This is a genomic window from Halobacillus litoralis (genome assembly GCF_009856415.1).
In the GTDB taxonomy this organism is placed as follows: domain Bacteria; phylum Bacillota; class Bacilli; order Bacillales; family Halobacillaceae; genus Halobacillus; species Halobacillus litoralis_C.
This window is the reverse complement of record NZ_WMEZ01000005.1, coordinates 219,395-232,259: the sequence shown is the minus strand read 5'-3', so window position 1 is coordinate 232,259 and position 12,865 is coordinate 219,395. Positions and strand designations below refer to the sequence as shown.

General features: G+C 42.9%; 14 protein-coding genes. 8 read left to right on the top strand and 6 right to left on the bottom strand.

Annotated features, from left to right (window positions below; all coding sequences use genetic code 11):
* Positions 1 to 97 precede the first annotated feature (97 nt).
* From GLV98_RS14075 to GLV98_RS14060, 4 genes are all read left to right on the top strand, one after another.
* Positions 98 to 553 carry a recombination-associated protein RdgC gene (locus GLV98_RS14075; protein WP_160916293.1) on the top strand — a complete coding sequence of 152 codons (456 nt, stop codon included), beginning with the start codon at positions 98 to 100 and terminating at the stop codon, positions 551 to 553.
* Between the two features lie 99 nt (positions 554 to 652).
* Complete coding sequence (locus GLV98_RS14070) at positions 653 to 1,402, top strand: VCBS repeat-containing protein (RefSeq protein WP_160916291.1); 750 nt, start codon at positions 653 to 655, stop codon at positions 1,400 to 1,402.
* A 230-nt stretch (positions 1,403 to 1,632) separates the two neighbouring features.
* A complete protein-coding gene (locus tag GLV98_RS14065; RefSeq protein ID WP_160916289.1) occupies positions 1,633 to 2,454 on the top strand; it encodes an STAS domain-containing protein in 822 nt (273 codons plus the stop codon).
* Positions 2,455 to 2,466: 12 nt separating this feature from the next.
* The gene (locus tag GLV98_RS14060; RefSeq protein WP_160916287.1) at positions 2,467 to 3,459 is read left to right on the top strand and encodes a Gfo/Idh/MocA family protein; all 993 of its coding nucleotides are present in this window, start codon (positions 2,467 to 2,469) and stop codon (positions 3,457 to 3,459) included.
* 38 nt (positions 3,460 to 3,497) lie between these two features.
* On the opposite strand, the gene GLV98_RS14055 is transcribed toward GLV98_RS14060, so the two are convergent.
* The 3 genes from GLV98_RS14055 to GLV98_RS14045 form a co-directional block, all read right to left on the bottom strand.
* Complete coding sequence (locus tag GLV98_RS14055; RefSeq protein WP_160916285.1) at positions 3,498 to 3,980, bottom strand: GNAT family N-acetyltransferase; 483 nt, start codon at positions 3,978 to 3,980, stop codon at positions 3,498 to 3,500.
* A gap of 99 nt (positions 3,981 to 4,079) precedes the next feature.
* Positions 4,080 to 5,381: a Na+/H+ antiporter NhaC family protein gene (locus GLV98_RS14050; RefSeq protein WP_160916283.1), complete on the bottom strand. Its 1,302-nt coding sequence runs from the start codon at positions 5,379 to 5,381 to the stop codon at positions 4,080 to 4,082.
* Positions 5,382 to 5,829: 448 nt separating this feature from the next.
* Entirely contained in the window at positions 5,830 to 7,212 is a 1,383-nt protein-coding gene (locus tag GLV98_RS14045; RefSeq protein WP_160916281.1) for a YjiH family protein, read from the bottom strand.
* A 188-nt stretch (positions 7,213 to 7,400) separates the two neighbouring features.
* On the opposite strand from GLV98_RS14045, the gene GLV98_RS14040 reads away from it, so the two are divergent.
* Entirely contained in the window at positions 7,401 to 8,651 is a 1,251-nt protein-coding gene (locus tag GLV98_RS14040) for a cytochrome P450 (protein WP_160916279.1), read from the top strand.
* A gap of 48 nt (positions 8,652 to 8,699) precedes the next feature.
* On the opposite strand, the gene GLV98_RS14035 is transcribed toward GLV98_RS14040, so the two are convergent.
* Both GLV98_RS14035 and GLV98_RS14030 read right to left on the bottom strand, forming a co-directional pair.
* Entirely contained in the window at positions 8,700 to 9,767 is a 1,068-nt protein-coding gene (locus GLV98_RS14035; RefSeq protein WP_160916277.1) for an AI-2E family transporter, read from the bottom strand.
* Positions 9,768 to 9,987: 220 nt separating this feature from the next.
* Entirely contained in the window at positions 9,988 to 10,737 is a 750-nt protein-coding gene (locus GLV98_RS14030; RefSeq protein ID WP_160916275.1) for an STAS domain-containing protein, read from the bottom strand.
* 276 nt (positions 10,738 to 11,013) lie between these two features.
* On the opposite strand from GLV98_RS14030, the gene GLV98_RS14025 reads away from it, so the two are divergent.
* The 3 genes from GLV98_RS14025 to GLV98_RS14015 all read left to right on the top strand — a co-directional run bounded on the left by GLV98_RS14025 (position 11,014) and on the right by GLV98_RS14015 (position 12,183).
* Complete coding sequence (locus GLV98_RS14025) at positions 11,014 to 11,169, top strand: Fur-regulated basic protein FbpA (RefSeq protein WP_160916273.1); 156 nt, start codon at positions 11,014 to 11,016, stop codon at positions 11,167 to 11,169.
* Between the two features lie 28 nt (positions 11,170 to 11,197).
* Positions 11,198 to 11,500, top strand: a complete 303-nt coding sequence (locus tag GLV98_RS14020) for a MerR family transcriptional regulator (protein WP_160916271.1) — start codon at positions 11,198 to 11,200, stop codon at positions 11,498 to 11,500.
* A 152-nt stretch (positions 11,501 to 11,652) separates the two neighbouring features.
* Positions 11,653 to 12,183 carry a YceI family protein gene (locus GLV98_RS14015; RefSeq protein WP_160916269.1) on the top strand — a complete coding sequence of 177 codons (531 nt, stop codon included), beginning with the start codon at positions 11,653 to 11,655 and terminating at the stop codon, positions 12,181 to 12,183.
* A 260-nt stretch (positions 12,184 to 12,443) separates the two neighbouring features.
* Here the strand turns inward: GLV98_RS14015 and GLV98_RS14010 are convergent, their stop codons facing one another.
* Positions 12,444 to 12,767, bottom strand: coding sequence for a CHY zinc finger protein (locus tag GLV98_RS14010; RefSeq protein ID WP_160916267.1), 324 nt, complete (start codon positions 12,765 to 12,767; stop codon positions 12,444 to 12,446).
* Positions 12,768 to 12,865: the final 98 nt, after the last annotated feature.

Genomic DNA, 12,865 nt, shown 5'->3' with positions numbered 1-12,865 from the left:
CCCAATTAATATACCACGATTCCTCTTAAAAAGCAACAAAGCGTTTGGTCGTCTCCTTGTGCTATACTAGGGCTACAAAAAATTTCAGGAGGAGCTTATGCTTACATTTGAAGAGAAACTGAACATCATCGAAGAATTCCCTGAACTTGAAAAGAAAGAGATTTCCCTTGGAAGAGTGAATTACCACTACGAAGAAAGCGTTTATGATAAAAAAATTGTTGTGTACCGGCTCCACCCGAATGGCAATGGATTTGTTTATGCAGGTGAAATGGAAGGTTATGCTACGGACGACAAAGGGATGGTCAATATTAAAGAGATCAGCGCCGATGAACTCCGCACATTAATCCGCGAAGCAATTGAATCTTTGTCCCTCTCTCCTGCTGAGAAAAATCCAGTGATGGAGGAATGGCTGAACGACAATGATCAGTCTCTTGTTCTTATGCGTGAAGAAGATGGTTTTCACGTGTATGCTGAAGAGCAGTTAGAAGGTACGTTCAATTCCTATGAAGAAGCCGTCAATTTCCTTGAGCAAGAAGGATTCAGCCGCCTTTAATGAATCCAGAGCCGTTATATACGGCTCTTTTTTATTAGGTACTGTACTGTCACGCCTCCCCCATCATGCATAAAGTATTGAAAAAAGGTGGCGATTTTCATGTACATGTATCCCTATTCTTACAGGCAGCAACAGCCCGCGGCAACCTCGAATATTCTCTCTTTTGCACAAGGGGATGTAAATGGGGACTTCATCAAAGACCAGGTTTTTCTAGTCGGCGAAAAATCGCCAGACAGTCCGTATATTACGAACATCACTCTGGTCATTCAAGATGGCCAATCGAACCTTTTCTACAGTGTGCCACTAAAGACGAACACGGGATATCAACCACGCCTTTTCCTGGGAGACTTCATAGGTGACGGCGTCGATGACATCTTGATTAGTATGGATTCTGGTGGAAGCGGTGGTTTTGGCTACTACTATTTGTATTCTTTTTTAAACAACCAAGCACAGATCCTCTTCGACTATGAAACGTTTGATGAAGCATATGATTATGAAGTCAATTATCAAAACCAGTATAAAGTTGAAGTCATAAACAAAACGCTCGGTCTTTCTTTCATCATTGACCTCAGCAACAGGGATTCCGAATACCTATCAGAGATTTATAACAAGGATGGAACATTAAAAGCACCGCTTCAGGGTTCTGTATCTGGGTTGAATACCCTTTACCCCATCGATTTTGACGGTGACGGGGTTTATGAATTGTTCGCCTTTCAACGAATTATCGGCCAGTATAACGCAGATGGATTAGGTTTGGTGCAAACGCCGCTGTCATGGAAAGGCAATGGATTTGTCGCCTTCTTCGATAATCAATATGTGGCTGTCCTAGGAATGAGTACAGACGCTTAAAAAGAAGAACTAGCTGGCTCTCCACAGTCTATCCTCTTGGACCTCTGTTACCTCCCTTCTCTCCCCTGTACCTGGTCCTGCCTCCAACCGTTCTGGTACCAGGTACAGGATATAAACACTCGATGGAACTCCTGTAACTACAGAAAATTCTGATGAAAATTTCCCATTAATCGTTATACTAAGATAAAATGGGGAATAAGAAAAACTAACGTTATTGGAAGGAGAACGATATGGATCAATTAAATGAACGTTTAGCCCAATATTTTAATGACAATCAAACTAAATTAGTGAATGAATTACTCCCAAAAACCTTGGACAAGCTTCAAATCAACTATACAGATCAAGATCTGAATTATCATTTTGAGATGCTTCGTCTACTTCTCGACCGCGTGGCTAAAAGCCTCTTGCAGCACCCAGATGAAACAAATGCAGCTGCCATCGGTTACGACACCGAAAATTACCTCTATTCGAAAGGAGTCCTTCTGAAACAGACCGTAGATGTGTTGAGCGTCTTCCGCCTTTCTCTCATGAAGCACATGAGGAGTTCGAACATGATCCAGGAGGCTGATATCGAAGAAGGATTCGTTGTAGCGGAAGAAGTAGTCTCAGCATTTGACGCGGCTATTCGAGCGACAACAGACAGTTATAACAAAACCAAGGAAAGAGAACATGAAGAAATGGAGAAGCATTTGAATTCTGTCTCTACCCCTGTCGTACTCATTGATGAATTTCAAGCTGTTCTTCCATTGGTCGGAGAATTTTCAACCGAACGTTTCGATGTAGTCAAAGATCACACGCTACATAAAGTCAAAGAGCATGGCTTGCGACTTTTATTTATTGACTTTTCAGGCATCGCTACGTTCAATGAGGTCTTCATTAATGACTTGTTCAATTTAACAAAAACCATTAAACTGCTGGGTACAAGAACAGTACTCACCGGAATTCGTACAGAGATGGCCATTGCGGCGATCCAATCAGAAATGAATTTTGAGGAACTGGAGACCTTCAAAGATCTTAAGCAGGCCCTGATTACCATAAACGAGAAGGAATAAGGAGTTGGACTGATGATTCGCGTAGCTTTATTAAGTAAGTGGCATGTGCATGCCGTGGATTATGCACGTGAAGCTTATGAAAATCCCGATATTTGCATCTCAAAAGTTTGGGATGAAGATGTAGAGCGGGGCAAAATGTGGGCGGAGGAACTCGAGGTCCCCTTCGATGGCGACCTCGACCGCGTGCTTTCAGACCCGGAAATCGATGGTGTCATTGTCACAAGTCCAACAAACGTCCATAAGGAAATCATCATGGCAGCTGCCGATCACGGAAAGCATATTTACACAGAGAAAGTCCTCTCTTTCAGTAGTAAGGACGATGAAGAAATTCTTTCAAGCATTGAGAAGGCTGGCGTGCATTTTATGATCTCCCTACCTAGATTGACTTCCGATTATTATCTTTATGCGCAAAAGATCATAGATGATGAGGTGCTCGGAACTGTAAATATGATCCGCTGCCGTGTGGCTCATAATGGAGCGGTATCTAATGAAAGCCATCCAAATGGTTGGCTCCCTGACCGTTTTTTTGACAGGGACCAATGCGGAGGCGGAACGTTGATCGACCTCGGTGCCCACCCGATATACTTGGCGAACCGTCTTGCCGGTAGACCGAAGGCCGTATCTGCTCGTCTTCATGCGCTCATGGACCGAGGTGTAGATGATCATTCTGTAGCCACCGTAGAGTATGAATCTGGTATTCTAGCGGTATTGGAATCGAGTTTTGTCTCATCCGGGAGCCCTTTCCAGCTCGAGATTTACGGGACAGAAGGGACACTTATGGTTGAAGGAAAAGAAGTGCGTATCAAAAGCAGGACACACGGGATGGATGAATGGATATACCCCGATCTCCCAGAGGCTATCCATTCCCCTCTGCAACAATGGGTGGATGATATCCTCCACCAAGAGAAGCCAACCATCAAGATAGAAGATGCCCTCCAATTGACAGCCGTCAACGAAGCAGCCGCTCTTTCACACAAAAACCAAAAGAGAATTACCCTCGAATAAAAAAAACGCCTGCCCATCATTTTCGTGATGGACAGGCGTCATTTAAGCTCTTTTTTCAATGTTACTAATGGCCTTGATCTACCTCGAAACCATTCTTCTGTGATTTCCCCTGTCGGTACAAATCCGTTCTTTTCAAAAAAGCGTAAGCTCCCCTGATTATCCTCATAAACTTCCGCAAAAACGCTCTTCATGCCAAAAAGAGCATGGATCTCTTCGAGAAATAAATGGAGAGCCTCTGTTCCAACACCACAGTTCCTTTTTTCGGCAATCACCATACCGATAAAATCCCTTTCTGGTGTTCGGAACAATTCCACCTTACCAATTAAGCGGTCATCCAAAACCACAGCTTTCATATATAAATTTGGTTTTTCACCGTTGAAGTAGGATTGATAAGCTTTTACGAATTGCTCATATGTACGTGGAACATCCACACCTGTTTGCACTTGTAATTTTTCGTCCATTTCCCACTTATGCAACACTTCTATGTGACTACTGTTAATGGCTTCAATGGAAACTTCCATAAATCAATCTCCTCTTTAAAAATAACCTGAATCATAAATTCAGTACCAGACAAAATGCCTGGTACTGTGAATATTCCCTGTTCTATTATTTTGAACCCATTAATTTCGAACCGTAAACTTAGGAAAACGAAACACGATAGCCAGAAGTCCTGAAAGAGCAAGCAGAATCGGATAAAAACAGTAAGGAACAATACTGACAGGTGATAGGCTTGCCACTCCTGCTACAGACAAAATTTGCGCACCATACGGAAGCAATCCTTGGACAGAACTTGAGAAGATATCCAACAAGCTCGCTGATCTCTTCGAGTCAATCTCAAACCGTTCTGAGATTTGTTTAGCAAGCGGTCCTGCTGTCATGATGGAGATCGTATTATTGGCCGTCGATACATTCACGGCGCTTACCAATCCTGCAATACTGAATTCTCCACCTCTATTCGAATGAGCACCTCGACTAATTTTGTGAAGCAGAAAATCAATGCCGCCATTTTGACGGATTAGTTCAACAAGGCCTCCGAGCAGGATGACAAGCAAGGCCAATTCCTGCATGCCGGCAAATCCGTCTCCTAAAAGGGTTACGAATTCCATCCCTGAAAAGTCCCCCATAAAGAGGCCGATCAAACCTGCAAAGCCGATGCCTCCCATAAGGACGTAGATGACATTGATGCCCATAATAGCAAAGATAAGGACCCCTAGATACGGCAACACTTTTACAATGCTAAACGGATGTTCATCCTGAAGCGTGGACGCTGCATCCATTGTAAGAACGCCAAAAATAATAGCCGTCACAATTGCAGCCGGAAGAACGATAAAGAAGTTCGCTTTGAACTTGTCCTTCATTTCTGTCCCTTGTGTACGAACGGCGGCAATTGTTGTATCAGAGATAATGGAAAGGTTGTCTCCAAACATCGCCCCACTGACAATGGCCCCCATCGTCAGGGCGGCCGCGACATCGGTCTGCTCCGCAATGCCCATTCCAACGGGAGCCAGAGCTACAATCGTTCCCACAGAGGTCCCCATGGAGATGGAAATGAAACAAGCGATAATAAATAAACCGACAATAAGCAAGTTCCCAGGCAATACACTCAACCCTAAGTTAACAGTAGAATCAACAGCGCCCATCCCTTCTGCGACTGTAGAAAAGGCACCGGCCAATAGGAATATGACCACCATCAAAATAATATTGGAATGCCCTCCGCCTTCCGTCAATTGTTGTAATTTCGTTTGAAAAGCTGTTTTTCTATTCATGAAAAGGGCAACGAGAATGGCGGCAAAGACAGCCACCAATACAGGCATTTTATAAAAGTCACCGGTCAATATTCCAGACCCGATGAACAGCAGGATGAATACCCCGAACGGAATCAGCGCCCATCCATTCCCCTTATTCCACTCTTTCGTTTCCATAAAAATCCTCCTTAGTCAGGATTCGTTTATAAGCTTCATATAAAGCAATAGAACCTTGATAAGCTCTTTCATACTCTACAACACTCGAAGATGAGATATCAAGTTCTAAGGAGTATTCATATTCATTAGAATGACGAACCGACCGTTTAAAAGAAACATATCTATCGTTTTTTTCAAATATCAGATACTCCGTTATTCATTCCTGCCTTTTCTTCTCCATTTACTGCATCCAGAAATAGCCTCATAAATTTCAAAAGAATCAGCTATGTAAAACCCCCAAAAACAATAAAGGATGAGCGAAACCTATCCATGTAATGACCTCCCCTATTGTAAATAAACGAGGCGCAGCTGAAAATTTCAGCTGCGCCTTTTTTTACCTAATCCATATCCCATTTCATAATTAAAACTGCAGGAGACCCTGTTTAACAAAGCCATCCTTTTTCCTTCTTTAAAAGAATAGTAGGTGAGCAAGCAGTGCTGCAATGGGTAAAGTAATGACTGTACGCTGCAGGAAAATCACGAAAAGCTCAAAGAAGTTGATTGGAATTTTAGACTTAATCAATAGGATGCCGATTTCAGACATGTAAATCAGCTGAGTCAATGACATGACTCCAATAATGAAACGGGTCAGTTCTGATTCAATGCCGCTTCCCACCACAGCAGGTAGGAACATATCTGCAAACCCAACGATCATTGCCGGTGCGGCCTCTGCCGCTTCTGGAATTTGCAAAAGGTTCAGAAACGGAATGAACGGGTAGGAAAGCCATGTGAATACCGGCGTGAATTCAGCAATGACAAGGGCGGTGGTTCCAAGGGCCATCACAAGTGGAATCAGGCCGAACCAAATATCCGCTACATTAAACATTCCTTTTCTTACGATTGATCCAGCGCTTTTCACTTGATCCGCCTTCGCTACTGCCTGGTCAAGACCGAACTTGAACGTAGAGGTTCCTTCTGGCACAATTTCATCAATCTGCTTCCCTACAGGTTCGTAATACGTTTCTTTCTTCCAAGAAAGCGGCGGAATTCTCGGACAAACGACCGCTGCTACAATCCCACAAACCACAACCGTGAAGTAAAAGGACACAAACATGTGATCAATCGATAAAAACTTTGCAATCACAAGACTGAACGCAATCGACGCAATCGAAAAGTTACTTGCAACGACTGCCGCTTCCCGTTTGGAATAGTAACCATTCTCATACTGCTGAGTGGTCAACAGCACACCTACCGTCCCACTACCCATCCAAGAAGCCATCGCATCTACAGATGAACGACCAGGCAACTTGAACAGTGGATGCATCACTTTTCTTACGACCGTTCCAATTAAGTCCATCAAACCGAATTCTAGTAACAGTGGCATAAATAAACTAGCAAATAAAAACCAAACCATAAGAACAGGAATTAAATCATAGAGGACAACGCCCCCTGTCAGTTCAGAACCGATGAAGGAAGGGCCGACCTCAAGGAGCGTCAGGATAGCAAAAGCTGCTCCAAAGAAACGCAATACCATCCAGAACGGTCCGACATCAAAAACATTTGCAATGAATGGGTGATTTCTTATTTTACTGCTCGCACCTTTGACCCCGACACTTCCTATCGCAGAAAGCGAGATGACAATGGTCATGAACAAAGGGATCCAAGGGCCAATCGAGGCTTGAAGCCCATCAGCTAACAAACCGAGTCCGATTGTCACCCTTCCATCAACAGAGATGGGGACGAGGAATAATAAAACCCCGATCAGAGATGGTAGAAAAAATTTCATCCATTGCTTTGTTGTATAGGATGTGGATGATTGAATAGTGCTCACTTTTGATTGTTGAATAGCCATGATTCGTCCTCCTCCGTCATTTTTATGCATAATAAGGTATAGATAAACAGTGCGTGATAGTTAATAACTATACATTTTCATGCATGAAAATTCAATAGATTTTATGAAGTTTTCCTAGACGGTTTATTCAAGTAAAGAAAAAGGAATAAATAAGACTACGAGAATGCTAGTAGAGGAGGAGTTACATAATGACGGTCAACGTACCGAAAGACAAGACGATCGACAACACTCTTGCGATCTTTAAAGACGGGTACAACTTTATACCAAAACGGGTACAGAATCATCACTTGGATGTATATGAAACGAGGGTGCTTGGAGAAAAAGTGGCTCTCCTCAGTGGGATCGAGGGGGCAAAACTTTTTTACGACACCAGTCGTATGAACCGCAAAAACGCTCTCCCTAAGAGAGTATTGAAAACCTTGTTCGGGGAAGATGCCATCCAAACAATGGATGGCGATGCACACACGCATCGCAAATTGCTGTTCATGTCACTAATGACTCCTGAAGCTCTACAAGAACTGTATGAGCTCACAACTAAGAACTGGGCGCGTTTCACGAAAAAGTGGAGCACCATGAAAAAGGTGACGCTTTACGACGAGTCCCGTGAACTCCTTTGCCGGACAGCGTGTGAATGGGCCGGCATCCCATTAGAAGAAAAAGAAGTGAAGAAAAGAACAAGGGATTTAAGTAACATGATTGATGGCTTCAGCGCTGTCGGACCGAAGCATATAGAAAGCCGAAGAGCACGCAAACGGTCGGAGGATTGGGTGGAAGACCTCATTTTACAAGTCCGGCAAGGTCAGCTTGAAGCTGAAAAAGGAAGAGCGATTCATGAAATGGCTATGCATAAAGATTTGGAGGGTCACCCGTTAGACGCAAGAATGGCGGCCATTGAAGTGTTGAATGTGATCCGGCCACTTGTCGCCATTTCTAAATTCATCGCATTCGGCGGTGTCGCTCTGCATGAACATCCAGAAATTCAAACGCGCGTCGCCCTGGATGATGAATATTTATTCCGGTTCGCACAGGAAGTCCGTCGTTACTTCCCTTTCGTTCCTTTTCTCGGTGCGAGGGTCGACCACGACTTCACATGGCAGCAATATCCGTTTAAAAAAGATCAGCTTGTTTTGATTGATATCTACGGAATTAACCATGACCCTAAAATTTGGGAGAACCCTGATCAATTCAATCCTGATAGATTTATCGACTGGGATGGAGGATTGTTCGACTTAGTCCCTCAAGGTGGAGGCGGGTATTATAAAGGGCACCGCTGTCCAGGAGAATGGCCGACCATCGAAGTATTACAAGCAAGCTTCCGGTACATGACTAAACACTTAGGCTATGATGTACCGAAACAAGACTACAGCTACAGTTTGAAAAAGATGCCTGCCCTTCCGAAGAGCGGTTTCACTATAAGCAACGTCCACTTTAAAAATTAACGATCAAAAGCTAAAAACCGTCCAGGTGTTTATTCCTGGACGGTTTTTCTATTCAGAGGGGTGATAGAGTCGGTAAAAATCATACCCGTGTTTCAGCAAAACTTTTATTACGGAATACGTAGGTACAGCGATAATCATCCCGACCACTCCATACAACGGTGCTGCCACCACAAGTAACAGAATGACCGTTAACGGATGGATATCCAAGCGTTCTCCAAAGATTAAGGGGGCAACTAAATTCCCCTCTAATTGTTGGACAACAATGAATATGATGATCACATAAATAGCCATCGAAGGCTCCTGCATGAGAGCAACTACAATTGCCGGAATCGCACCAATAACCGGCCCCACAAAAGGAATGACACACGTTAACATTACAAATATTCCTAGGATCAATGCATAATCCAACCCGATGATTACATAACCGATATACGTCAATACACCATCCACCGCAGCGATGGTCGCTTGCCCGACAATATAGGAAGAAACCGTATAATCTAAATCTTTGAGGACCTTTTCCCCACGTGGTTTATGTTTTTCTGGCAAAGCTCTTTTTAAGAAAGGGATCAGTTTGTGGCCATCTTTCAAAAAGAAGAACAACACGAATGGAACGATAATTAAGACCGTGGTGGCGCCAGCGATGGTGGAGAAAACACTCATCATGTGTTCCCCGATTTGTTGAGTTAACCCGCCGAAGTATTCGGTTACTCGCTGTTTAATGGAAACGACGGACACCATCCCCATATCGTTTTGCTCAAGCTTTCGGCCCGCCTCTTCGGCTGTCTGTTTTAATTTTTCAGGCAGCTGTGATATATCCGTAATCTGTTTTTTTATGGTACCTGCCAAAAAACGGATTCCTCCATAAATGAGAGCCCCAATGACCGCAAAAACGAGCAGGATGGCAACTGGCAAGGGAAAGAATTTTGATTTTGCTATGAAGTGCACGGCCGGTCGCAAAATATAAAAAAGAAACCCAGCAATTAACATCGGGTAAAATAGTGTTCCAAAAATCGTTTTGACTGGATTCAACAGCTCTAGCTTTTCTAAGAAATAATACAGAATGAGTATAAGTATAGCTGCTGTAACGTACTTAAAAAATGAATGTCTAATCCACATGTCCCTTCACCGTCCTTTTACCTCATTCATTCACTAAATGGACGGATTGTAAACTAAAGATTAGAAGCCATGAATGATACCCCACACCAATCCATTATTGCTCCCTATTCTTGAGAGCTCCGTTTCGAGAATGCAGCAATCTTCCTCATTCATTGAATAAGCCACCCTAGGATTCACTTCCCATGTAAAAGAGACCTGCATCGTGGCAAGTCTCTTCTTTTTAAGAATCATGTTGTATGATGTAACCTAACCCTGCATACGTATTTTTAAAAGTTTTCAGCCTTTTGTCAAAGTATTGGAACGATAGAGCGAGCTTTGGTGTAATTCCCACTACAAGACATTCGGTACCTACTAATTGCAGCGCCTGATTCAGTTGCTTTAAGTGTCTGCTGAACTGGTCGTTAAATGTGTGAATACCGCTCAAGTCGATCAAGGCATACTCAATATCCCCTTCTGTACACTCTTTCAGCAGGGAGGAAATCAGATGGTCGACCCTTTTTTCATCCAGCTCACCAATAAGCGGAACAGCTACCGCGTGTTCCCATACTTTCAAAATAGGAATAGAGAGCGATTCTATGAGGTGATCCTTCCGCTCCTCTTCCTCTGTCTTCAAGGTTATATCCATTAACATGATGATATAGTAACTCACTTCCCCTTCTCTATTTCTTAATGGAGTAATCACTGTGTCTGCAACAAACTGATTTTTCAAATTGATACGTCCCTGAAGTTTCTCCGTTAACTTATCCACACTGTGGAGTTGACTTCCTTCATTAACATAAAAATTGTCCATGTTCTTCCCAATCAAATCATCCGCGTGCTCGTACCCAAATAACGGAGCAATATCTGTGAAAAGACTTTTGGCCTCATCGTTCATCCACACCAGATCATAATTGAGGTCTGCGAGTAATATGTTCTCCCTCATACTATTAAGCGCATCTGTCATCGTTAGATCTGAAGTCATTAAAGCCATCCATGCTCCCACCTTAATCAATTATTTTTTCTTTATTATAATATCATTTGCGTCCCATAGGTAGAGGTGAAAAAAGTCGAATACTCTCATGTTATAAAACATAACAAATTAAATATTATATGTTAGATTATCTTACATATTAAGTGACATATAAAAGTTTTTCCGCTATTCTATATTCATCAGATAAGAATAGGAGGAGATCATGGTCTTTTTTCCACCCCGACGATTCGATGCGCCAAAAAGAGAAAGATTTCTCACATACGGGAGTGAACCTTAATGAAAAACCATTTGAGGACCGCTGTTGAAAGTATGAAAGAACATTACATTCAGAAACTTATTGATGCAGGAATGTATCAAGACTCTGATGAAATGCTACAGTCGTTGACATTAACGGAGCTCGAAGCACTCGCTTCAAGGGTCGAACGACCATAAGGAGGCGCAACATCGAGGAGGAGAAGTGATGTCGTCTTACAAGCACAAGAAAGTAATTTCAATAGGTACGGTCAACGAACTCACAGGCCTCTCCCTCAGGCAGATCCGGTATTACGAGGAACGGCAGTTGATTTATCCTGAACGTACCAAGAGAGGAACACGCAAGTATTCTTTTTCTGATGTTGAAACCCTCTTGCAGATTGCCGACAAACGGGAAGAAGGTGTACAAACGTACGAGATCCGAAAAGATTTACAGTCTTCCAACAAAGGGAAGGTTATGGAGCGAATGCTTCGCGGGCAATTAAATGCCCATTTTCGAATGAACAAATGAATTCATTTACAGGCAGCCCGGACACCCCTAGGTCCAGGGCTTTTTTTTGCACACATTAAATATCTCGACATAAAATATCTTGACTTCAAAATAAATAGAGCGTATAGTTTTATTTAGAATTCAAACTATTTTATTTCAAAGGAGAATGTAAAATGACTAATTTAACGTTGGATCAAGTCCATAGCAGCTTGAATTTCCAAATCAAACATATGATGGTATCAAAAGCGAAGGGTGAATTTGAAACGTTCGACGTAGAATTTTCCGGTGATTTGAATGATTTACCTTCTGCTAAAGTGACCGTTACCATTCCTCTCTCTTCAATTAATACAGGGAATGAACAGCGTGACGGCCACCTTCGTTCCGGCGACTTTTTTGAAGCTGAAAAATACCCGAACCTCGTGTTCCGCAGCACGTCCATCAAGAAGATTTCAGATGACGAATTTGAAGTAACCGGTGACTTCACGATAAAAGAAGTGACGCATCAGGAAACCTTCACGGTTGAATATAACGGGACTTCGAAAAGCCCGATGGATGGCAGCACAATTGCCGGTTTCGATGTGAGTGGAAAAATAGATCGTGAAGCATATGGGTTAACCTATAACGCGGCTCTTGAAACAGGCGGTGTGCTTTTAGGGAAAGACGTTAAATTCGAAGGAAACTTTGAGTTTGTTGTAGGGGAATAAATCTACACCATTGAAAAAAGCTGAGTCTACTCATAGGCTCAGTTTTCTTTCATTCTGGTAGATTTTCAATTTATCATTCCAGCCTGTGATCACGTTCAGTCACTTTAGCTTCGAGTTAAGGCACTTTCCCTTGCAGTTAAGTCACTTTCAACGAAGTTCAGACACTTTGAGTCTGAGTTAAGCCACTTTCACCTCGAGTCAGGGCACTTTCACGCTCCCTATCTACTTCAAACATAAAAAACCGCCCACAAGATGGACGGTTACATTTCAAAATATAGAGGATAATGCAGGCGGCAGCCTTCATTGAATCCATGCTGACACACGGGACATCGGGGCGCATTCATATATTCGTGAACGGTCAACTCATGGTTGCAGCTGCCACAAAGAATCGCGCGTTCATCCCACAAGCGCTTTGGCCAACGTGACGGTTCATGGTCCGCCTGTTCCTGATGACAGGAATAACAAGCATAATATTCTCCGCAACAGTGAAACCGGATGGCAATGACATCGACATCACTGTGATAATGGGCACAGCGTGTCTGGATATCCACCTGAATTCCTTTGACGAGAGGCGTCTTCCCCATTTTACTCTCTCCTTTAAACAACTCTTTCTATCAACCATATCTCTATCAATCTTCACAATTAAAATAGCATAGCCATGGTCTCGATTATAACACGGACA